Annotated in this window: 23 protein-coding genes; 3 read left to right on the forward strand and 20 right to left on the reverse strand. The window is 48.6% G+C overall.

Features of this window, described 5'->3' with window-relative positions; genetic code table 11:
- Positions 1 to 12: 12 nt before the first annotated feature.
- From BN3656_RS12555 to BN3656_RS12595, 9 genes are all read right to left on the reverse strand, one after another.
- Positions 13 to 1,272 carry a competence/damage-inducible protein A gene (locus tag BN3656_RS12555; protein ID WP_066548770.1) on the reverse strand — a complete coding sequence of 420 codons (1,260 nt, stop codon included), beginning with the start codon at positions 1,270 to 1,272 and terminating at the stop codon, positions 13 to 15.
- 1 nt (position 1,273) lies between these two features.
- Positions 1,274 to 1,816, reverse strand: a complete 543-nt coding sequence (gene pgsA / locus BN3656_RS12560) for a CDP-diacylglycerol--glycerol-3-phosphate 3-phosphatidyltransferase (RefSeq protein WP_066548774.1) — start codon at positions 1,814 to 1,816, stop codon at positions 1,274 to 1,276.
- Complete coding sequence (gene rimO / locus BN3656_RS12565) at positions 1,800 to 3,167, reverse strand: 30S ribosomal protein S12 methylthiotransferase RimO (protein WP_066550831.1); 1,368 nt, start codon at positions 3,165 to 3,167, stop codon at positions 1,800 to 1,802. The genes pgsA and rimO overlap by 17 nt, the downstream gene beginning before the upstream one ends.
- 111 nt (positions 3,168 to 3,278) lie before the next feature.
- Positions 3,279 to 3,563, reverse strand: a complete 285-nt coding sequence (rpoZ, locus tag BN3656_RS12570; RefSeq protein WP_066550834.1) for a DNA-directed RNA polymerase subunit omega — start codon at positions 3,561 to 3,563, stop codon at positions 3,279 to 3,281.
- Positions 3,564 to 3,652: 89 nt separating this feature from the next.
- Positions 3,653 to 4,285 carry a guanylate kinase gene (gene gmk / locus BN3656_RS12575; protein WP_066548775.1) on the reverse strand — a complete coding sequence of 211 codons (633 nt, stop codon included), beginning with the start codon at positions 4,283 to 4,285 and terminating at the stop codon, positions 3,653 to 3,655.
- A 23-nt stretch (positions 4,286 to 4,308) separates the two neighbouring features.
- On the reverse strand, positions 4,309 to 5,187 hold the full coding sequence (locus tag BN3656_RS12580; RefSeq protein WP_066548777.1) for a YicC/YloC family endoribonuclease: 879 nt from the start codon (positions 5,185 to 5,187) through the stop codon (positions 4,309 to 4,311).
- Positions 5,188 to 5,328: 141 nt separating this feature from the next.
- A complete protein-coding gene (locus BN3656_RS12585; protein ID WP_081422951.1) occupies positions 5,329 to 5,505 on the reverse strand; it encodes a zinc ribbon domain-containing protein in 177 nt (58 codons plus the stop codon).
- A 9-nt stretch (positions 5,506 to 5,514) separates the two neighbouring features.
- Positions 5,515 to 5,766, reverse strand: a complete 252-nt coding sequence (locus BN3656_RS12590) for a hypothetical protein (RefSeq protein ID WP_066548779.1) — start codon at positions 5,764 to 5,766, stop codon at positions 5,515 to 5,517.
- Between the two features lie 13 nt (positions 5,767 to 5,779).
- Positions 5,780 to 6,559: a hypothetical protein gene (locus BN3656_RS12595; RefSeq protein WP_066548781.1), complete on the reverse strand. Its 780-nt coding sequence runs from the start codon at positions 6,557 to 6,559 to the stop codon at positions 5,780 to 5,782.
- Positions 6,560 to 7,068: 509 nt separating this feature from the next.
- Between BN3656_RS12595 and BN3656_RS12600 the strand changes: the two genes are divergently transcribed.
- Positions 7,069 to 8,814 carry an NFACT RNA binding domain-containing protein gene (locus BN3656_RS12600; protein ID WP_066548784.1) on the forward strand — a complete coding sequence of 582 codons (1,746 nt, stop codon included), beginning with the start codon at positions 7,069 to 7,071 and terminating at the stop codon, positions 8,812 to 8,814.
- A gap of 147 nt (positions 8,815 to 8,961) precedes the next feature.
- Here BN3656_RS12600 and rpsU read toward each other — a convergent pair whose 3' ends face one another.
- Positions 8,962 to 9,138 carry a 30S ribosomal protein S21 gene (rpsU, locus tag BN3656_RS12605; protein WP_003504099.1) on the reverse strand — a complete coding sequence of 59 codons (177 nt, stop codon included), beginning with the start codon at positions 9,136 to 9,138 and terminating at the stop codon, positions 8,962 to 8,964.
- Positions 9,139 to 9,301: 163 nt separating this feature from the next.
- Positions 9,302 to 11,950, reverse strand: coding sequence for an alanine--tRNA ligase (gene alaS / locus BN3656_RS12610; RefSeq protein ID WP_179297089.1), 2,649 nt, complete (start codon positions 11,948 to 11,950; stop codon positions 9,302 to 9,304).
- A gap of 217 nt (positions 11,951 to 12,167) precedes the next feature.
- Between alaS and BN3656_RS12615 the strand changes: the two genes are divergently transcribed.
- Positions 12,168 to 13,529, forward strand: coding sequence for an MATE family efflux transporter (locus BN3656_RS12615; RefSeq protein WP_066548793.1), 1,362 nt, complete (start codon positions 12,168 to 12,170; stop codon positions 13,527 to 13,529).
- A 111-nt stretch (positions 13,530 to 13,640) separates the two neighbouring features.
- Positions 13,641 to 14,174 carry a flavodoxin family protein gene (locus BN3656_RS12620; protein WP_066548796.1) on the forward strand — a complete coding sequence of 178 codons (534 nt, stop codon included), beginning with the start codon at positions 13,641 to 13,643 and terminating at the stop codon, positions 14,172 to 14,174.
- A gap of 8 nt (positions 14,175 to 14,182) precedes the next feature.
- Here BN3656_RS12620 and BN3656_RS12625 read toward each other — a convergent pair whose 3' ends face one another.
- The 9 genes from BN3656_RS12625 to rnhA all read right to left on the reverse strand — a co-directional run bounded on the left by BN3656_RS12625 (position 14,183) and on the right by rnhA (position 22,498).
- A complete protein-coding gene (locus BN3656_RS12625) occupies positions 14,183 to 15,070 on the reverse strand; it encodes a sugar phosphate isomerase/epimerase (protein WP_066548799.1) in 888 nt (295 codons plus the stop codon).
- Positions 15,067 to 15,888, reverse strand: a complete 822-nt coding sequence (locus BN3656_RS12630) for an HAD family hydrolase (protein ID WP_066548802.1) — start codon at positions 15,886 to 15,888, stop codon at positions 15,067 to 15,069. The genes BN3656_RS12625 and BN3656_RS12630 overlap by 4 nt, the downstream gene beginning before the upstream one ends.
- A 7-nt stretch (positions 15,889 to 15,895) precedes the next feature.
- A complete protein-coding gene (locus BN3656_RS12635) occupies positions 15,896 to 17,323 on the reverse strand; it encodes an extracellular solute-binding protein (RefSeq protein WP_081422953.1) in 1,428 nt (475 codons plus the stop codon).
- A gap of 48 nt (positions 17,324 to 17,371) precedes the next feature.
- Positions 17,372 to 18,199: a carbohydrate ABC transporter permease gene (locus tag BN3656_RS12640; RefSeq protein WP_179297090.1), complete on the reverse strand. Its 828-nt coding sequence runs from the start codon at positions 18,197 to 18,199 to the stop codon at positions 17,372 to 17,374.
- The gene (locus BN3656_RS12645) at positions 18,189 to 19,064 is read right to left on the reverse strand and encodes a sugar ABC transporter permease (protein WP_066548806.1); all 876 of its coding nucleotides are present in this window, start codon (positions 19,062 to 19,064) and stop codon (positions 18,189 to 18,191) included. The genes BN3656_RS12640 and BN3656_RS12645 overlap by 11 nt, the downstream gene beginning before the upstream one ends.
- 21 nt (positions 19,065 to 19,085) lie before the next feature.
- A complete protein-coding gene (locus BN3656_RS12650; protein WP_242963003.1) occupies positions 19,086 to 20,048 on the reverse strand; it encodes a nucleoside hydrolase in 963 nt (320 codons plus the stop codon).
- Between the two features lie 133 nt (positions 20,049 to 20,181).
- Entirely contained in the window at positions 20,182 to 20,994 is an 813-nt protein-coding gene (locus BN3656_RS12655; protein ID WP_066548809.1) for a DeoR/GlpR family DNA-binding transcription regulator, read from the reverse strand.
- 134 nt (positions 20,995 to 21,128) lie between these two features.
- Positions 21,129 to 21,890 (reverse strand): lysozyme inhibitor LprI family protein, encoded by a 762-nt coding sequence (locus BN3656_RS12660; protein WP_066548812.1) that lies wholly within the window; start codon positions 21,888 to 21,890, stop codon positions 21,129 to 21,131.
- 128 nt (positions 21,891 to 22,018) lie between these two features.
- The gene (rnhA, locus tag BN3656_RS12665) at positions 22,019 to 22,498 is read right to left on the reverse strand and encodes a ribonuclease HI (RefSeq protein WP_066548816.1); all 480 of its coding nucleotides are present in this window, start codon (positions 22,496 to 22,498) and stop codon (positions 22,019 to 22,021) included.
- Between the last annotated feature and the right edge of the window lie 21 nt (positions 22,499 to 22,519).

The raw sequence follows: 22,519 nt of genomic DNA on the forward strand, positions 1-22,519 counted from the left end.
AATAATTCCTCCTTATGAATCCGAACGGTTTTCATATTCCAATACGCACAGGCGTACCAGATCCAGAGCCTTTACCGTAGACTGTTCCCGAATCTTGGCCCTGTTCCCTTTAAACTGGTAATGTTTTACCACTGTCTTTCCTTTTACGCAGCAGGCCATATATACAAGTCCCACCGGTTTTTCCGGCGTTCCGCCCTCCGGCCCGGCAATTCCCGTAATGGATACGCACACATCCGTCCCGGCTGCCGCCGCTCCGCCCTCTGCCATCTGTACGGCCGTTTCCTCACTGACCGCACCGTAAGCAGCAAGGGTTTCCTCCCGTACTCCCAAAAGACGCATTTTCGCCTCATTGGAATATGTCACCATGCCCTGCATAAATACATCCGATACACCGGATACGTTTACCATGCGGGCAGCCACCATTCCGCCGGTACAGGACTCAGCCGCTGCCATGGTAAGCTGCTTTTCCTTTAAAAGCGCGGCAACTGCCATTTCCAGACTGGTTTTTTCATCTGTGGTGTAAACCGCATTCCCAAACCGGGACTTGATTTCCCGGATCGCAGGAGCCACAAGAGCCTTCCCTTCTTCATAATCTGCCGCTCTGGCTGTAATACGGATATGAACCTCCGCTGTCTTTGCATAGGTAGCAATGGTAGGATTGGTCTGGCCATCGATCAAATCCAGCAGCTTATCCTCCACCTGGCTCTCGCCGTATCCGCAGATTTTTACCATCCGAGACACTAAAACCGACTGCTGGAGCCGTTCCAGATAGGGAAATACCTGCCCTTCAAACAGCGGGTACAGCTCATTTGGCGGACCCGGAAGAAGAATAGCTGTTTTTCCATTTTTTTCCAATATCAGTCCGGGAGCCATACCGTTAGGATTGTCCAGTACAACAGCCCCCTGGGGAACCATCGCCATCTTCCAGTTATTATCCGGGATTTCTTTATAAATATTGCCTGCAAAAAACGCCTCCAGCTGGCTTCGGGTATGGGGATCCTCCACCAATTCCATTTCCATGGCCTCTGCACAGACTTCTTTTGTCAGATCATCCTCTGTAGGGCCAAGTCCTCCTGTGAGGATTACGATATCCGACCGGTCAAGGGCTCTCTTTACGGTCTCCATCATCCGGCCGTAATTATCGCCGACCGTTACCTGATAATACTGATCCAGCCCCAAAAGGGCGCATTTTTCCGCCAGATATTGCGTATTGCTGTTTAAAATATTCCCCATCAGGATCTCAGTTCCTACGCTGATCAGCTCAACGACCATTTTACAGGCCTCCTTCCGTCAGGACCTTTATATTCTTTGCAACATAATCCACCAGGGATACGACCGTCAGGATCACGGCGATCCACAAAACAGCGCTTGTCAGAACAGACAGAGCCGGGATGTTGAAGATCAGAAGCACTACTGCCGTCATCTGGAACACGGTTTTAAATTTGCCCCAGTAGCTGGCTGCGATCACAATGCCGTTATCTGCTGCCACCAGGCGGAAGCCGCTGATGATAAACTCACGGCTGATGATAACGATCACAACCCAGGCAGGAAGCTGGCCCAGCTGGATCAGGCAGATCAGGGCCGAGCAGACTAAAAGTTTATCTGCCAGGGGATCCATAAATTTTCCAAAATTTGTCACAAGTCCGTATTTTCTGGCAATCTTTCCGTCTAAAAGATCCGTCAGGCTGGCTGTAATAAAAATCACATTGGCAATGATCCGCATGGTCTGATCGGCGCCATTTTCATAAAGAAGGGCGGCCACAAAAAACGGGATCATACAGATACGAAGAACGGTAAGCTTATTGGGCAGATTCATGATACACCTCTCCTATCAGGTCATACTCGGCGGCTCCTGTGACCTTTACCCTTACAAAGTCGCCGGACATCAGCATCTCATCGGCATTTACAAAAATCAGTCCGTCCACATTGGGCGCATCCATGTAGGTGCGGCCTACATAGGCCGGTTCATCTGCTACCTTTCCCTCGATCATGACAGTCAGGACTTTTCCCACCATTTTTTCACAGTGTTCAAACGCAATCTCCTGCTGAAGCTCCATGATGGCATCCCGGCGCTCCTCCTTTACCTCCTGGGGCACCTGATCGGGATAGGAGTACGCAGGGGTATCTTCCTCTGCCGAATAGGCAAACACTCCAAGACGCTCAAACTCCATCTCGTCCACAAACTCCATCAGCTCCTCATGATCCTCCTCTGTCTCTCCCGGAAAACCGGAGATCAGAGTAGTACGCAGGGCAATATCCGGGATCTCTCTGCGCAGTTTTGCAATGCGCTCCTTTAATTCTTCTTTGTGAGTTCTGCGGCCCATGCGGCGCAGGATCCGGTCACTGGCATGCTGGATGGGGATATCCAGATAATGGCAGACCTTTTCCTCTGATTTAATGGCCTCGATCAGCTCATCCGTAATCTCCTCCGGATAGCAGTACTGGATGCGGATCCAGTAAATCCCCGGAATCTTTGCCAGCTCATGGAGCAGCTTTGGAAGGGATTTTTCCCCATAAATGTCTTTTCCATAAAGAGTGGTCTCCTGAGCCACCAGGATCAGTTCCCGCACTCCGTTGTCAGCCAGCTCTCTGGCCTCCTCTAACAGCCGTTCCATGGGAACGCTGCGGTAAGGCCCTCTTAAGGACGGGATAATGCAGTAGGTACAGCGCTTATCACAGCCCTCGGCAATCTTTAAAAAGGCGTAGTAGCCGCCGGTAGTCACCACACGCTTTTTAGCTGTGTGGGGCAGCTCGCTCAGACTGTGAAAAACTGAAATGTGGCTGTCAGCCGTTCCTTCCCCGTCCCTCTCATCTTCTCCAAAAAGCTCCGTCAGAACCCGTCCGATCTCTTCGTAGGAGGTGGTTCCTAAAATTGCGTCTACCTCCGGGATCTCCTCTGTGATCTCCTCTTTATAGCGCTGAGCCAGACAGCCTGCCACGATCAGGGCACGGCATTTGCCCTCTTCCTTTAAGCGGGCCATCTCCAGAATGGTATTTACGCTTTCTTCCTTGGCGTCCCCGATAAAACAGCAGGTATTGATCAAAACAGCATCCGCCTCTGTTTCATCATCTGTAAAGGTTACGCCAAGGCCTCCGGCTACGCCTAACATTTTTTCTGTATCCACCAGGTTTTTATCACAGCCTAAGGACACACAGAATAATTTTATCTTCTTCATAAATGCATTTTACTCCTGATTAACATTTAAGCCATCTTCCCGTGTCTGCCGGGCGTAGATCGCCCCGGCGTTTCAGGCACAGGAGACGGCTTCTTCTTTCTCTTATTCGTTTTGGGCAGCCTCTTTTGCATCAGCTTCTTCTTCCTCTGTTGTCTCCTCTTCCGGAAGAATCTTTACCTGCTGATGGTACAGCTCGTCAATGGCGATCGACAGAGGCTTTTTCCCTGCTGTGCCGGGAACTAAGGGTTCTTCCCCTCCAATCAGCTGTCTTGCACGCTTGGAGGCTGCAATGACGATAGAATAGCGGCTCTGTACCACCGGCTGCTCGCCCGGTTCGATATCGCTGTTTACAACGTTGATCAGATCTGTGTATGATGGATGTAACATTCTACATTCCCCTTTCAATTTTAAATATATAATCGCTCTGTCTGCGGCCCGAAAATGATCCCGGCTTTTAACAGGGCAGTTTGCTGACATTAGTTTCTCTCATCCAGATGATACAGGTCCTCCCGCATCTTTCCAAGGAAATCCAGATGATAGGAGGTTTTTTCGTGCTGCAGCTGGATCAGCTGGTGCATTTTTTCCACACATGTATCAATCTCATCATTGATCAGGAGGTAATCATAGGCTTCCATGCCGTCCGCCTCCTCAGCCGCTCTCTTTAAGCGGGCGTTGATCACCTCAATGCTTTCCGTACCGCGGCCCACCAGGCGGCGCTTTAACTCCTCTGCGCTGGGCGGCGTAACAAAAAGAAGCAGCGCCTCAGGATAGCGCTTCTTTACCTTTAAAGCGCCCTGGATCTCAATCTCCAGGATCACGTCCTTGCCCTGAGCCATCTTTTCTTCTACATACTCCTTGGGAGTGCCGTAATAGTGATTTACATACTTGGCATACTCGATCAGCTTATGCTCATCCCGCAGCTTCTTAAACTCTTCTTCCGAAAGGAAAAAGTATTCTCTTCCGTTTTCTTCACCTTCCCGTGGTTTTCTCGTAGTGGCCGAGATCGAAAGCGCATAATTATCATAACGCCTTAAAAGCTCCTTCATCAAGGTTCCCTTGCCCGCTCCCGAAAATCCGGATACAACCACTAAAATTCCCTGCTGGTTCATGGGATCTCTCCTCACTTTCATCTCTATTCGATGTTCTGGATCTGTTCTCTTACCTTTTCAATCTCCGTTTTCAGGGCAATGGCCTTATCGGAAAGCTCCAGATCGTTTGACTTTGATAAAATGGTATTGGCCTCCCGGTTCATCTCCTGAGCGATAAAATCAAGCTTTCTGCCTACACTTTCACCGCTTAAAAGCTCCCGTTTCGTATTTTCAATGTGGCTTCTCAAACGTACCGTTTCCTCATCTACACAGATCTTGTCTGCATAGATCACCACCTCAGAGGCAATCCGTCCCTCGTCTACCGCAGTTCCGTTTAACAGCTCCTTTACCTTTTCCTCCAGGCGTGTCCGGTACTCGGAAATAATCTGCGGAGAACGGGCCTCGATAAAATCAACCAGCTCTGTCATGTAATCCAGCTTGCCTAAAAGGTCATGTTTCAGGTGTTCGCCCTCAATCTCTCTGGAAGCCACAAACTTTTCGGCGGCCTCCTCCATAGCGGATGAAAGGATCTCCCAGAGGTGCTCCTCGTCATCCGGGGTCTGCTCCATGGTCAGAACCTCCGGGCATCTGGCAAGCGTGGATACATGGATATCGTTTGGAATGTGAAATTCCTCCTCCATCCGTTTAAAATGCTCCATATACTCTGCTGCCAGAGCACGGTTGTACTTTAAGCAGAGGTTTCCCTCCGTATAGTCCTCATAATTGATAAAAATATCCACCTTTCCCCGCTGGATGTACTTCTTAAGCAGGGTACGGATGGCAGCCTCGAAGTAATTGAACTTCTTCGGCATCTTAATGCTCAGATCCAGATATCTGTGGTTCACTGCCTTCATCTCCACAGAAATCTTATACTCATCAGTAGCATTCTCGCATCTTCCAAAGCCGGTCATGCTTTTTAACATAAAGGAATGCCTCTCTTTCATCGTTACATAGTTATACAGTATTATAATTCATCTGTGGGGGCAAGTCAACTTTTTTTCAAAAAGAGGAGACGCGCCTTCTGAGCGTGTCTCCCCTGAAAAACTTTATAAAATGGTACTCATTTAATTCACCTTGGAGCCGCAGGCCGTGCAGAAAGCATCCCCCTCTGCCAGCGAAGCGCCGCAGGAAGGGCAGAACCGTCCGCCTGCGCTGGATATTTCCAGAGGCTCCAGCTTAGAGCCGCATTTATTGCAGAATACGCTGTCCAGCGTAATAATCTGCCGGCAGTGCTCGCACATGCGCAGTCCCTAAGCCGCCAGCTTGTTGCGCTCCAGCGTCTCCTTCTGCTCCTCCAGAGCCTTTATCTGGTTTATAAACTCCCTGTATTCCGGCTCACAGTCCTCCCTGTGCTTTTCCAGATACACGGTTCCGATCTGAATCAGCGCTTCCCTGATCTGCCCTTCCACCGCTTCAATCTGCTGGTCAAACTTTCCGGCCGACTGGCTGCTTTCCCCTCTGACCAAATTGGTATTTTCTTTAATCGTATCAAACAGTCCCATATGCCCAATCCTCCTACTGTATTCCAAACCAGGCGTCTAAAAGCCCGCTGTCAACGCTGCTGATCTCCCAGCGCTTCTCCTCTTTATTATATGTAAATTCTACGGTTCCCGTATAGGTTTTGTCTGCCGTACTGCTTTCTGCTTTTTCTTCAAATCCGTTCAGTATAAGAGAAGCGTCCCCAAACGCCATATCCGTCAGGTTCATCCACAGATTCTTCCTGTTTATTACCAGATTCACAAGCTCGGACAGGCCTGTGTAGTCCTCTATTACCCGACGGTTTATATCGGGGATATCCAGATAATGCACTGTTACGGCTGCGCTGACGATCCCGTCCTTCTTTTTCGCTTTTTCCGCCTCAAAATAAGAACGACTGGTCACAGACTCTGCCAGCTGTTCCATATTAGCGGCTCTGGAAAAGGACTCTGAAAGAACCTTTCCCAGTTTTGATGAAAGGTCACTTACCTCTTTATCTTCAAAATTTTCTCCCAGCTTTCCCAGAGAAAGCTTTATATTCTGAAAAAACTGTTCGGTCAGATCATTTACCATATAGTCAAAGCAGGAATGGTACAGATTTTCATTTTCCGAATATTCGCTATGCTCCGCAAAATATTCCTCCATCATAGCCTGTGTATCAATCTTTCCCGCACTGGGCTTTAATAAAAGAACGGCAAAAACAAGCACAAGAACCGCTCCCAGAAGCCTTGCAGCCTTTATGGAAATCTGCGGGCGCTTCCATGTGAAGGATACGCCTTTTTTCTCTGCCTTTTTTGTACTTCCTGTGTTTACACGCATCTTTTCACCGCATTTGGGGCAAAACTGCGCGCCATTCTTAACGTCATTTCCACACTTTTCCCTCCTGATAAAAGGTCTTTGCAAATAAATGTCTCAGATTGTGAGGGAATACCTTTTTCGGATCAACGCCTGCCTTTCTTTTTTACAACCATTATATTGCTCTTTTCCTTGAGTTTCCGCATTTTACAGTGTGATCTGGGGGTCTGGTGTGCAGGGCGACTTTGAAGGTCATTAGAAAACCTTAGAGGATTAAATTTTTTGTTAAAAGCCATATCAAACCTGTTTGAGCGCAGCGAGTTTTTGATATGGCTTTTGTTTTTAGAAAAAGTTCAGACTCTTAGGCTTTCTTATGACCGGAAACCGGAGCCCTGCACACCAGACTCCAGAGGGCGGTGCAAAACGCGGAAACTCAAACCTTTTCTGCTTTTCTATTTCCCCAAATTATGCTATTCTAATAAGCAAGGCCCCGTTTCAGGCAAACAAATATGGGCTCGACAGGAGTGTATCAAATGGCATTTGATGGTATTACCATTGCAAATCTGGCTTATGAGTTCAAAAGCACCTTAGAGGGCGGAAAGATCGCAAAAATCGCCCAGCCGGAAAAGGACGAGCTTCTCATTGCCGTTAAAAATAACCGTGAAACCTACCGGCTGCAGATTTCCGCCAGCGCCAGCCTTCCCCTTATCTATCTCACGGAAAATAATAAACCCAGCCCTCTGACCGCCCCCAATTTCTGTATGCTTTTAAGAAAGCATATCGGAAGCGCCAGGATCCTTTCCATCACCCAGCCGGGGCTGGAGCGTATCCTGGAATTTGAGCTGGAGCATCTGGACGAAATGGGCGACTTGTGCAGAAAAAAGCTGATCGTAGAGATCATGGGAAAGCACAGCAATATCATTTTCTGTAAGGAAGACGGCACGATCATTGACAGCATCAAGCATGTGTCCGCCAATATGAGTTCTGTAAGGGAGGTTCTGCCCGGAAGGGAATACTTTATCCCTCAAACAGTAGCAAAAGAGAATCCTCTGACCGTCACGGAAGCGGATTTCTGCCGGATCATAAAAGCCGCGCCCATGACGGTTCAGAAGGCCCTGTACAATCATTTCACAGGCATCAGCCCCATTGTGGCAGAGGAGGTCTGTCATCTGGCTTCCATCGATTCCGACCTGTCTGCCAACGGGCTGTCTGAGGCAGAACTGACCCATCTGGCCCATACCTTCTGCCTGCTGATGGAGGATGTAAAGGAAGGACGCTTCTCTCCTGCTATTATCTATGATGAGGAAGGCCCTCTGGAATACGCTTCCATTCCCCTGACCTGTCTGGAAGGAAGGGGCTGCCGCAGAGAGGGCTGGTCTTCCATCAGCGCTCTTCTGGAAAATTACTATGCCTCCAGAGACAGCCGCACAAGGATCCGCCAGAAATCCGCCGACCTGCGCCGGATCGTCCAGACCGCCCTGGAGCGCAATTATAAAAAATACGATCTGCAGTTAAAGCAGCTAAAGGATACGGAAAAGCGGGAAAAGTACCGGATCTACGGAGAACTGTTAAATACCTACGGCTACGAGCTGGCAGGCGGTGAGAAATCCTTTTCCTGCATCAACTATTACACAGGGGAAGAAATCTCTATCCCCCTGGATCCTCAGCTTTCTGCAAAGGACAATGCAAAGAAGCATTTTGACAAGTATAATAAATTAAAGAGGACCTTTGAGGCCTTAACCCAGCTGACCGACCAGACAAAGGCGGAAATCGACCATCTGGAATCCATCAGCTCTGCCCTGGATATCGCTCTGGCTGAAAATGATCTGGTGCAGATCAAGGAGGAACTGATGGAATACGGCTATGTGAAAAAGCGCCGTCCAAACGATAAGCGGCCAAAGATCACCAGCAAGCCCTTCCATTATATTTCCTCTGACGGATACCACATCTATGTGGGCAAAAACAACTATCAGAATGAGGAGCTGACCTTCCGGTTTGCAAATGGAAATGACTGGTGGTTCCACGCCAAGGGCATACCCGGCTCCCATGTGATTTTAAAAAATGACGGGAAAGGCGAGCTGCCGGACCGGGCCTTTGAGGAGGCGGGCGCACTGGCTGCCTACTATTCCAAGGGCCGTGAAAATGAGAAGGTGGAAATCGACTATATCCAGAAGAAAAATATCAAAAAGGTTACAGGAGCCGCACCGGGCTTTGTGATCTACCACACCAATTATTCTTTGGTTGCGATTCCCTCCTGCAATTTGAAAGAAGCAGAATAGCGAAACAGGCCCCGATTTTCACACCGGGGCCTGTCGTTTTTTATCGTATCATTTTATACTGTCACAAATAAAACAGCCAACCATCGGAATCTCTCCCGACAGCCGGCTGATTTACTTTACTCAAAATCAACTAATCCCGTGCGTGAATTAGTTATACTTGCGCTTACGAGCAGCTTCAGACTTCTTCTTACGTCTTACGCTTGGCTTCTCGTAATGCTCTCTCTTACGAATTTCCTGCTGAATGCCAGCCTTTGCACAGTTTCTTTTGAATCTGCGTAAAGCACTGTCTAAGCTCTCGTTATCTTTAACAATTACGTTTGACATCGCTCACACCTAACCTCCCTCCAGTTGTGTAATTGTGCATAATACAACTGTTTGGGTATTTTTAGCACTGCTATGATTATAGCATAAAAATCCCATACGTCAAGAAAAAAATTATATTTTTTTCTTATTTTTATTTCCACAGTAAACTTTCGGGCAAAATGGATTATTTTGTCTGCTCTTCTACTGTTTCAACCGCTTTCTTAAGGGCCTCGTCTACTCCTGCCGGATTCTTTCCGCCTGCCTGAGCCATGTTGGGACGGCCTCCGCCGCCTCCGCCTACCAGACCGGCAATGGCCTTGATCAGATTGCCTGCGTGAACGCCCTTCTTCTGAGCAGCCTCCGTTGCGGTAGCCATCAGATTTACCTTTCCATCCATTACAGATGCGATTACAACTACGCCCTCGCCCAGCTTATCCTTTAACTGGTCGCCCAGGTTTCTCAGGCCGTTCATATCTACATCCGCTACTCTGGAAGCCAGAACCTTTACGCCGTTTACTTCTTTTACCTGGCTCATTACATCGCCCAGGGAGTCATTTGCCAGCTTGCTCTTTAATTTTTCATTTTCAGAGCTCAGAGCCTTAATTTCCTCTAAAAGAGCCTCAATCCGGGAGGTTAAGGATGCAGGAGTGGTCTTGGCTGCCTTTGCCGCCTCATGAAGCTCCTCTTCCACCTCTGCATAGTGCTTCATCAGTCCGTCGGAGGTAAGAGCCTCAATACGTCTTACGCCTGCTGCAATGCCTGCTTCAGAAAGGATCTTAAAGGAAGCAATGGCGCTGGTATTTGCCACATGGGTACCGCCGCAAAGCTCTGTGGAGAAATCTCCCATCTTTACCACGCGGACCTTCTCGCCGTATTTTTCACCGAAGAGGGCCATAGCGCCTGTCTTCTTTGCCTCATCCAGGGTCATAACCTGTGTTTCAACCGGAAGGGAAGCGCTAATCTCTGCATTTACCATATCTTCCACCTTTTTGATCTCCTCAGGAGTCATGGCGGAGAAATGGGTAAAGTCAAAACGGAGTCTGCCTGCGTCCACATAGGAGCCTGCCTGCTCTACATGGCTTCCAAGAACGGTTCTTAAAGCCTTCTGAAGCAGATGGGTCGCACTGTGGTTTCTGCAGGTTAAGGCGCGGTTTCTCTCGCATACGGACAAAGTTACGGCTTCTCCAACGCGGAGCATTCCCTTTGTCATCACGCCTACATGGCCGATCTTTCCGCCCTGAAGGTGAATGGTGTCCTTAACCTTGAACTCGCCGTTTTCATTGGAAATGATACCCTTATCGCCCTGCTGGCCCCCCATGGTGCCATAGAAAGTGGTTTCATCTGTGATAATGGTTCCTGCCTGGCCGTCTGTAAGAGCCTCTACAAGCTCCTCATCTGTAGTCAGAACGGAAATCTTAGAATCCACGCTCAGCTTGTCATAGCCTACGAATTCAGAGGTAATAGCAGGATCGATGGACTGGTATACGGTCACGTCTGCACCCATGTAGTTGGTTGCCTTGCGGGCCTTGCGGGCCTTGTCCTTCTGCTCCTTCATGGCAGCATTAAAGCCTTCCTCATCAACGTCGCAGCCCTTTTCCTCCAGGATCTCTCTTGTCAGATCCAGAGGGAAGCCGTAGGTATCGTAAAGCTTAAATGCATTTTCTCCGGATAAGGTCTTTTCACCGGCAGAAACCATGGAAGCCTCCATCTCGGCAAGAATGGCAAGACCCTGGTCGATGGTCTTATTAAACTTATCCTCTTCCTCGCTCAATACCTTAAAGATCATGGACTGCTTCTCTTCCAGCTCCGGATAACCGTCCTTGGAAAGGTCGATTACGGTCTTTGAAAGGTCTGCCAGGAACTTTCCTTCGATTCCCAGCTTGCGTCCATGGCGGGCAGCGCGGCGCAGCAGGCGGCGCAGCACATAGCCTCTGCCCTCGTTGGAAGGCATGATGCCGTCGGAAATCATAAAGGTGCAGGACTTGATATGGTCTGTGACAATACGCAGGGAAACGTCGGTCTCATGCTCCTTCTGGTATTCCTTGCCGGACAGGGCGCATACGCGGTCTAAGAGAGCCTTGTTTGTATCCACCGTAAACAGGGAATCTACGCCCTGAACCACTACAGCCAGGCGCTCCAGTCCCATACCGGTATCAATATTTTTCTGCTTTAATTCGGAATAATTGCCGTGGCCGTCATTGTCAAACTGGCTGAATACGTTGTTCCAAACCTCGATATAGCGGTCGCACTCGCAGCCTACGGTACATCCGGGTTTTCCGCAGCCGAACTTCTCGCCTCTGTCATAGTAGATCTCAGAGCAGGGGCCGCAGGGGCCGGAACCGTGCTCCCAGAAGTTGTCCTCTTTTCCAAAGCGGAAAATACGGTCTTCAGGAATACCGATTTCCTTATTCCAGATCTCAAAAGCCTCGTCGTCATCTACATAGATGGAGGGGTACAGGCGGTCCGGATCCAGGCCGACTACTTCTGTTAAAAATTCCCAGGACCAGTGAATGGCCTCTGTCTTAAAGTAATCGCCAAAGGAGAAGTTGCCCAGCATCTCAAAGAAGGTGCCGTGGCGGGCTGTCTTTCCGATATTTTCAATATCGCCGGTGCGGATGCACTTCTGGCAGGTAGTAACTCTTCTTCTGGGAGGGATCTCCTGTCCGGTAAAGTAAGGCTTTAAGGGAGCCATACCGGAGTTGATCAGCAGAAGGCTGTTGTCATTATGAGGCACGAGTGAAAAGCTCTTCATTGCCAGATGTCCCTTGCTCTCAAAAAATTCAAGGAACATACGGCGCAGTTCGTTCACTCCGCGGTACTGTGGTTCTTTCACTTTCTCTTCCTCCATATCCTTTGACGCGCAATATACGCGCATCTTAATTTGAAATCATAACCATAAGCGACATTTTACCATATTGACTTGTATTTATCAAGATATTTGCCCTCTATTTCGTTATTATCTCCATTGTGGCACGTTTCGGAGTATGCTACACTTACTCTCAGAATAATATGGCGCCGCAGCGAATGCGCCGGAAAGGATCCTTTTCCCCATGAACCAATCCCCATCCCAAACCACCCATCTTTTTACCAACCGTCAGATCACCGCCATGCTGCTTCCCCTGATGGCCGAACAGCTTTTGATCACCCTTATGGGCATGGTAAATACCTTTATGGTAGCCCATGTAGGCTCTTATGCCATTTCTGCCGTATCCCTGGTGGATTCCATCAATATTCTGGTGATCCAGGCCTTTTACGCCCTGTCTACCGGCGGAACCATTGTCTGCGCCCAGTATCTGGGGCAAAAAAAGACAGGGCATGCCATCCGCTCTGCTGAACAGACCCTGTTTATTGTAACGCTGATCTCTCTTGTAACAGCTGCATTCTGCATCCTGTTTGACCGGCAGATTTTAAGGCTGATCTTCGGGACAGTGGATGAAGAAGTATTTAACTCTGCTCGTACATACTTTTTCTATTCATCCCTCTCCTACCCATTTATCGCCCTGTATGATGCCGGTTCCTCCATCTTCAGAGCACAGAAAAATACCGGCTTTCCCATGGCCATGTCCCTGATCGCAAACATTGCAAATGTGATCGGAAATATCATTCTGGTGCTGATCCTGGGACAGGGTGTAGCAGGCGCCGCCATCTCCACTCTGGCTGCCAGGGCCTTATGTGCTCTGCTGGTTCTCCTGCGCCTTGTAAAGCCCAGAGAAAATCAGCCGGTCTATGTAGCCAATTATACCCGCATACGCCCCCATATGCCTTTGATCCGGCGGATTCTCCATATCGGTATTCCCGCAGGCATTGAAAACAGTATGTTCCAGTTTGGAAAGCTTGCTATCCAGTCCAGTGTGTCTACCCTTGGCGTTACCGCCATGGCAGCCCATGCAATGGCCTCCAATTTTGAAAGCTTTAACGGGATCGCAGGCATTGGCGTGGGAATCGGCCTTATGACCGTTACCGGACACTGTCTGGGAGCCGGAAGAAAGGACGAAGCGGTCTATTATGTAAAGAAATTCTGCGTGGCAGCAGAAATCGCCGTGGCCGGAAGCTGTATCCTTCTTTTCCTTTTAGCCCGCCCCATTGTCACCCTTTCAGGCATGGAGCCCGAAAGCATGCGTCTGTTTCTGGGACTTTTGACCTTCATCACCCTTGTAAAACCGATCATCTGGGTACCGTCCTTCATACCCGCTTATGGCCTGAGGGCCGCAGGAGATGTAAAATATACCATGGTCGTTTCCTGTCTTACCATGTGGCTGTGCCGGGTGTCCTTATGTATTTTTCTCATCCGCGGCCTTGGCGTGGGCCCTATCGCCGTGTGGATCGGTATGTTCTCCGACTGGATCGTGAGGGGAATCTTCTTTACAAAACGGTATATGAGCAGAAAATGGCTGGAGTTTCATGTGCTTTAACATAACCCCTGCCGTTTCCCCTCTCTCTTTTTCATTTTTTATAATTTAAGATAGAAAATCTCCGTATTTTATGGTAATATCAAACAAAAACGCTTTATCAGGAGGTACCGAATGAAAAATGTACTTATTATTTCAAGCAGCCCCAGAAAAAATGGAAATTCTCAGATGTTGTGTGAAGCTTTTAAAAAAGGGGTGGAAGAAAGCGGAAATTTCGCAAAACTGATCCGTCTGGCAGAAAAGAACATTGGATACTGCAAAGCCTGCGATTTTTGCATGAAAAATGATGGAGTCTGTGTCCAAAAAGATGATATGTCTGAAATCCTGGATGCATATAAAAAAGCAGACGTTCTGGTATTGGCAACGCCCGTATACTTCCACGGAGTTTGCGCCCAGATGAAAACCTTTATCGACCGTACCTATCCCATATGGCAGAATTTAGGAAAAAAAGAAATCTATTATATTGTTACAGCCGGTTTAGGCCGCGATATCATCGAGTGCTCTCTGGGAGATCTGGACGGTTTTATTTTTCATCTGGAAAAGCACGAAATAAAAGGGCGTATCTATGCGACAGACGTTACGGATGTCGGTGCTGTCAGCAAAACGCCCTTTATCAATATGGCTTATCAAATGGGATACTGCGTTTAAGCCTCCGATTATTTAAGCCTTCTTTTTTCCTCATAAAGCCCGATCAGATACGCTCCCACCTCTCTGCTGTAGCGCAGGGAGGGGAGTAAAAGCGCCTCAGGAACTTTATTTAAAAACCACTGGGCCTCAAAATTCAGATTCCCTTCATATCCAATCTCTGCCAGTCCTTCCATGGCAGCCTTCCAGTCGGTTTTTCCCTGGAAAGGCATTACATGGATATTGTCCACGCCGGTCTGGTCGGACACATGGGTGACCTTCAGGCGGTTTCCGATGATTTTCAGAGATTTTTTCTGATCCTGCCCCATGATGCTGGCATGCTCCAAGTCCCAGCAGATGCCGATATTTTCTGCGCCCACCGCGTCTGTGAGCTCACACAGCTCCTCTGCATGATCCGCATAATAGCGTTTAGGCGCAATATGCAGATCCCACATATTTTCCACCGCGATTCCCACGCCGTGCTTTGCGGCAAACTCGCAGAGACGCTTAAAATACTCTGTATTGCCGGACCGGGAGGCTGCATAAACTGCATCTGCCGAAAAGGCCGTAGAGGGATGAACCACAAGCCAGGGAATCCCCATTTTCTCAGAGGCCAGGACACAGCGCTCCATGATGGTCTGGTGAAACTCATGATCGGCTTTGGGATTCAAAAAATCATATACATTGGCATGGCCCTGTTCGTAAGAGAGGCCATGTTCCTCCTTCAGCGCGCACATTTTTTCCGTATATGCTTCCCAGCGTTCATCTAAAAAAGGGCTTTTAAAGGTAATCAGGTCATGGAAGCAGAAATCGAATACCCTGTATCCCGCCTGGACACAGAGAAGGATTCCGCGCTCCTGGGAAATAGGCTCCATATTGATGCGTTCAAACACCATATTGGTTGAAGTAGACAGTTTCATTTCTCATTCTCCTCAAAACAGATCCGGCGGATGATCTCTGCCGCCCCGGCTCCGCTTTCCTTTCTGGCAGTCAGGTCTGCACAGGCTTTGGTAGCTGTCTCTGCATTTCCCACTGCGGCTCCGATACCAGCTTGCGTCAGCATCTCATTGTCATTTTCATTATCCCCGATTGCCAGAACCTGCTCCATGGAAATCCCAAGCCCGGCGCAGATCTGCCTTACGCCGTAGGCCTTTCCAAAGCCGGCCCGTACAATCTCAAGGCCCTGGTTTCCGTAATGGGTAATCTCACAGCTTCCCTCAAGAGGCTGCTCCCATTCCAGAAGGCTGGAAATTTCGCCCTGTTCATCGGAAATATTTACCTTATCCGCCCAAAGGTTTTCCCATTCCTCTTCCCTCACCGGGCGGATTGGATGGTAGCTCCCCCGCTCCGCCCGCTTGCGCCGGACCGCTTCATTTTCCCGCATACAGTATTCTGTTCCGTTTAAGGAATACAGTACGGTCATTTCTCTTAAAAGCGCCGCCTCGATCAGAGGACGAAGCTCTAAAAGGCAAAGGGGATGGTTTTCCAGTATCTCATCCTTCCGGTAAAGAAGCGTGCCATTGCAGGCGCATACGGGGATTTCGATTCCAAGTGACTCTGCAAAAGGCGTAATCATATAGGGCAGCCGGCCGGAGGCAAAGGTAAAGAGGATCCCCCTCTTTTTTAACTCTGCCGCCGCCTGCTCCACCTCTTTAGGGAACCCTTCTCCTCTGCGGATCAGGGTTCCGTCAATGTCGCTCACAACAAGACGTATGTCTTTTTTTCTTTTTTCTGTCATATTTTTCCTAGTCGTTAGCAGCATGATACTCGTCTAACAGAGCGTTGCATTCTCCTACGATTGCATCTACAGTTTCATCTATGGCCAGACTCCCCTCGCAGAACTGCAGCATCAGGTCTGTCATTACGCCGTTGATTTCATTGTATACCAGATCCAGAGGCTCCTGTGCCAGAGGGGAAGAGCTCTTCATCTGATCCAGAGGAACCTTAAACTCAGGATGCTCCTCATAATAAGCTTTCATCTCATCCATTTCTTCTACCTGGTTATTGACAGGAATATAGCCGGAACCGGTAGAAAGGATATACTGTGCCTCAGGAGAGGAGCAGTACTGGAGCACATCCCAGGCTGCCTCTACCTTTTTCTCATCACCCAGATCAAACAAGGTCAGGCAGGAACCGCCCAGAGCTGCTCCGCTTCCGTCTGCTTCGGTGATCTTTGGAATAGGAGCTGCCTTCCACTGGAAGGAATCGCCTACCAGGCCGTCAATGGTGGCAAGACGGGAGGAGGACATCATGCACATGGCGGTAAGGCCGTTGGCAAATTCCTCATTCAGACTGTCTTCCACATACTTATAACCGCCTGTCTTTAAAAGGGCGTCTACCTTTTCCAGAACGGTTTTTAAGGTGCCGTCCTCACCAATGGTAAGCTTTGTCATTTCTCCTGCACGGCCGCCCTCATTATCACCCACAAAGGAGTCCTCGGACTGCTGTACAATATAGTTCACCAGATGGTATCTCTTAATCTGAGCTTCAAAGCCGTAACGCTCTACACTGCCGTCTGCGCCCTTCTTTGTAAGCGCCTCCGTATACTGTGCCAGCTCATCCCAGGTAGCAGGCGGAGCATCAAAGCCCGCCTCCTTTAACGCATCCTCATTGTAGTAAAGAAGCATATTGGAGTTTGCAAAGGGAACCGCCATCAGCTTTCCGTCTGCTGTGCAGGAACGGAGCATAGGCTCATAGAAATCATCTTTTTTTACTGCGTTTTCTTCCTTTTCAATCCACGGGGTAAGATCGACGGTCCAGCTTAAATCCATCATGCTGGGGATGGTAGAGGTCAGTCCCTGGTTGATGTCGGGAGCATTTTTCCGGTCATCGGTCTGGTACGCTAAAATCGCCTTATCTGTTCCCTCATAGCCCTGGAACACCAGGTTTACATGGATGCCCTTTTCCTTTCCCTGCCCCTCATTATAATTAGAAATGACAGTCTCCAGCGCCTCTCCCGCAGAACCGTTTAAGCTGTGCCAGAAGGTAACAACTGTTTCTCCCTCTGCCGCTTTTTCTGTGGCCTTTGTTTCCTCTTTCGCCTCTGTTGCCGCCTCGGCTGCCCCGGTGGACACAACACTGTCATCTGTTGTCTTGACGCCTCCGCAGCCGGTGAGAGAACCAAGAATTGCCGCTGAGAGAATGGTTGTAGCAATCACTTTCTTTTTCATCATCTTGTATTCCTTTCTTACATGTCATTATGTACGTTTACGTCTGTAGCATCAGCCCTTTACAGCTCCGCCCATCATGCCGCCTACGATCTTGCGCTGGAAAAGAGCAAGCACCAGAACGGAGGGGATCAGGATAATGGTCGCTGCTGCCATCACAACGCCGAAATCACTGGACGCCTCTGTATTGAGCATGGTAATGGCTACCTGGGCCGTTCTCATTTCATTTACATTTGTCACGATCAGGGGCCACAGGTACGTATTCCAGGTTCCCACAAAGGAGGAAATGAAAACCGTAACCAGGGCCAGAGTGGTGGTCGGCAGAAGGATCTGCAGGAAAAACTGCAGGTTTCCGCAGCCGTCAATATGGGCCGCTTCCTTTAAAGACAGGGAATAGCTTAAAAAATACTGGCGGATCACAAAAATATTCATTCCGGAAACAAAGAAAATCACCATCATTCCCGTATAGGTATTGATCAGGTTCATTCCGGAAACGGTAAAATAATTCTGTACCAACAGCACATCCGTGGGAATGATCATAGTACCGATGGTGAGATAAAATAAAAACTTTTTTCCCGGATACTCAAAAAATGCGAAGGAATAGGCCGCGCAGCTGGAGGTAATGATCCGGACTACGCTTGATACAAAGGCTACGATAAAGGAGTTGAGCATAAAGCGGAAAATATCCGTCTGAGTCACAGCCTTTATATAGTTTACCAGATAAATGTAATCCGGTATCAGATGCACTTCTTTTGTCAGGATCTCCGACGGCTGCATAAAGGAAACCAGGACACAGTATATAATCGGTGAAATGACAGCCAGTCCCACAAACATACAAAACAGCTGGTAAATCAGGCTCTGCAGCTTTCTCTTATTGATCATAATGCACCTTCTTTCCCTCCAAAGCCATGCTTAATGCCATCATAAGAGCCGACAGCACAAAGCATACGGTCGTAGCCGCAAAGGCCGCGTTGTAATTGGTTCCCGTAATGGCTTTTTTGTAAATATAAGAGATCATGGTTTCAGTGGCTCCGTTGGGCCCGCCCTCAGTCATGATCAGCGTAAAGCTGGCTGTGGTCATGGCATAGGCCACATCCTTTACCAGCAGAAACAGCAGGGTGGGGGAAAGCATGGGAAGGATGATCTTTGTCTGCATCTGGATGCCGCTTACGCCGTCAATGGCCGCGCTCTCCATCACTTCCTCCGAAAGCCCTCTCACGCCGGATAAGATGAAAATAAAATTGTACCCTACATTGGCCCAGATCTGCACGATCATAATGCTGATCAAGGCCAGCTTCTGATCGCTCAGCCAGTTTACATTCAGTCCGGTGAGCTTATTGATAATACCCATGGACGGATTGTAGGCCAGCTGAAAGATCATGGCAACAACCGATGCCGAAACTGCCATGGGAAGGGCAAACATGGCTTCATACACAAAGGAGCTCTTTCTCTTTTTTCTGCACAGCAGAGCCAGAAAATACCCCAGAACCATGGATACAGGCACAGTCACAGCCACATAGACCAGGGTGTTTTTTACAGCCAGTAAAAACTTCTCATCTCCAAAGACCCTTACATAGTTCTGGATTCCCGCAAATCCCTTTACTGTCCTGAATTTATCAAGGGTGAAAAAGCTTAAAACCTCATTTTTTAAAAACGGGTAATACACAAACAGGACAAACAGCACCACAGCCGGGAGCAGGTATAAATAGGGCTCAACGCATCTTAAAAGGCTTTTCTTCCGTTTCATTTCATATTTCCTCTTTCGATATCAGATAGATGCCAGCTTATCAAACAGATCCTTCATCAGACGGTCACGGTTGATGCTGTAGACATATCGGATAAAATGGCGCCGCTTATCCTTTGCATAATGGTGGTCATACTCCATAATAGGGCTTGGTTCCAGACGGTCCAGCATAAAGGAGGTATCAAGCAGCCAGGCCACTGCCGTTACGTCTGAAATCGGCCGGCTCCAGCAGGTTTCTCCGCTTACAATCTCTGCCTCATGACGGGTCTTGTCAATGATGTAATCGCAGAACTCATTTTTCCCCCGCAGCCAGTACTCCAGCTCAGGCCCTGTGGTTGAAAAATGGTCTACCACCCCTCTGCCCGGCAGAAGCACCAGGGGAACTCCGCTTCCAAGAAGCACACGGGCCGCCGCCACATCCTGCTTTGCATTAAAGGAAAAATTATCATGCCAGTCCAATGACAGGCCTCCCAGCCATACCACAAAGATCCTGCCCTTAATCTCAGGCTTCATAAGAAGGGCGGAGGCAATATTGGTACAGGCTGCGATGGCAATCACATAGAGGGGATCTTCCTTTGTATACTCCATTGCCAGACTGCACAGATGCTCTGCAGCCGCTGAAACAGCAGGAGTCTCCTCGCTGTCTAAAAACTGCTCTGCACCTTTGTAGGTACATTCTTCATACTGGCTTTTTTTCAGCATCGCCAGCACTCTGAAAATCTCCTCATAGCTGCGCTCCATGCCGTCTTTGGGACCATTGGAATGATGGTTGTCAAAGGGAGCTGCATAAATTGCCTTCAGGTTCAGACGATCCTCTGACTGAAGCAGGTACGCCAGAGCAAACTGATCGTCCACCTCATTAAAGGTATCCGTATCCAGCACAACGTCAATCCGCCCCTGAGGCCGTTTTAAACGGGCGATGGACTGTTCCATTTCTGAAATGTCAATATCATCTGAATAGGAAAAGCCAAAGGGATTTGGTATCATGGTATGACTCCTTTTCTCTTTTATTTTGTTTCGACAACTTTCAATTACTTTTTATCATTATTTTCGCCAATAGTCAATATCATTTTTGGTTTTTTACAATATTTTTGCAATAGTTAATTTGTTTTTTCACATTTCAATCATTATCAGTTGCTTCTTCGGAGCCAGTAGGCACATAGATCAGATGAAGGCCGGCTGCTGCAAAGCGCTCCTTATCCTCTTTTTTAAAGGGCACATTGCTTACCATATAGTCAAAATTGGTGGCAGCCGTTACAGAAAACACAGCAGCCTCCGGGTATTTTCCCGCTTCCAGCAAAAGAATGGTCTCTCCCGCGCTTTCCATAGCCAGCTTCTGAAAATGCATATCGCTCTCATAGTAGGAGGACAGGATCAGGTTCTTTCCAAGAGCCGCCCCGCTGAGGATGCATTTATCCACATGGAAGCTTTTTAACTGTTCCGCCATAAACTGCCCCTTGGTAGCCCCCTCTCTCTCATTGATCCAGCCGCCTAAAAGGAACACTCTCTTGCACAGCTTCCCCATCTCCACCAATGTAAGGATGTGAATTGAATTTGTAACAATCGTCAGGGTTTTCAGCAGTTCCGGAGCTTTTACAAGCTCCTTTACAAATTCTGCCGTCGTAGTGCTGCTCTCTATGATCAGGGTATCCCCCTTCTGTATCAGCTTTACCGCCTCTTTCCCCAGCTTCTGCTTTTCCCTGCGGCGCACGCCTTCTCTGAACTGAAAGGGGGAAGCCGTTTCCGTATTCCCTGCAAGGGCGGCCCCGCCATGGACACGGACGATCTTGCCCTGTTCCGACAGGATATTTAAGTCCTTTCTGATGGTTTCCATAGAAACGGAAAGACGCTCTGCAAAATCCGCCACCGTAACAATGGGATTTTCCTTTAATATTTCTATGATTTCCTGATATCGTTCCTCTGCTTTATTCATTTCTCTCCTCCATATTGGTATTTTGATTTCATTATAACAGTTTTTTGGTTTTTTCCAACTATTTTTTATAAAGTTGTAAAATACAAAAAGACGTCTGATTTCTCAGACGCCCTTATAGGAATATATCTCACTGCTTATGGCAAAACAGCCGTATCGCTTTCGTTTTCAGCATCCTGCGGCCCGCAGGCCTCTTTCTCGTATCGGTCTGCCAGTTCATAGGCGCGATTTCTGGTTAAATCCACCAGGCTGGCTGCATAACTGATGCTTCCTACCCCTTCCGCCTTTCCAGACTGTCCGGCAGCCGTTTCACGATTTATGAGCCACTCCTTCTGCTCCTTTGCAAGTTCCTCCGCCTCCTCCTGAGGGAGGATTCCCAAAAGGGCATTGTACACTGCATTCAGCTCCCTGTCCCACATTTTGACTTCGGTCTCCGCAGATGTTTTAATGGAGTATACGTTCGGATCCCTTTCCTGCTCCTGCATTTTCTGGATCTGTGCGTCCAGATCATTCAGACGCTGTCTATAAAGTCCGCCTTCACACGGACTGTCTGCCTGTGAATCTGTGGCCGCTCTCCCACTTTCCAGGACTGCTGACCGGGCCATTGCAGGGACAGGCTCAGAGATTGCAGCGGGTTCTCCCGCCTCTTCTTCCTTTTGTTCCGTTTCCGGGACTGCCGTATCTGCCTGAGCCTGTTCCTGCACAGCGCCGCTCTCCTCCTTCTGAGCCTCTTCCTCTGTCTGTTCCTTAAACGGCCCCAAAGAAGCCTCTGTGGATATTTCTCCCTCAAAGGCGGCACTGTCTGCCTGTTTTTTTACTACAGACCTGGTATAACCGGTCACCAGAATGCCGATTACCAGAATTCCCAAAATCACCAGCCATATCCTTTTATCTTTCATATTCCATCATCCCTGTCTGACTCAATTTCACTTTCCAGTGATACATTATCACAAAAACGGATAATTGTGAATACGATTTTCAAAGGAGTAATACATTGTAAGATATCTGTAATATCTAAAAAGGACTCCTATTGGAGTCCTTCATCGATCATCAGATCAGTTCCGTCGGCAGCCGTCGTAGCCAGCTGGTCGCAGCGTTCATTTTCCGGATGGCCCGCATGGCCCTTTACCCATATAAAGGTGACCTGATGAGGCTCCTTTGCTTTTAAAAGGCGCTTCCACAGGTCAATATTTTTTACCGGCCCGCTCTTTCCCCGATCCCAGTTTTTTGCCACCCAGCCTTCGATCCAGTGTTTGTTAAAGGCGTCTGTCAGATATTTGGAATCGGAATAAAGGGAAACCGCGCAGGGACGGTTCAGGGCTTCCAGGCCTGCAATCGCCGCCATAAGCTCCATGCGGTTATTGGTGGTGCAGACATAGCCGCCGGACATGGTTTTTTCGTAGCGCTTTCCGGTCCGGTCTGTATAGTGCATTACTACGCCGTAGCCGCCGGGACCGTCCGGGTTTCCCCGGGCGGAACCGTCTGTATAGATCTGTACTTCTGTCATTGTTTTTTGTCTCTCCTGTTG

This window comes from Clostridium sp. AT4, assembly GCF_001517625.2.
Taxonomy (GTDB): Bacteria; Bacillota; Clostridia; order Lachnospirales; family Lachnospiraceae; genus Enterocloster.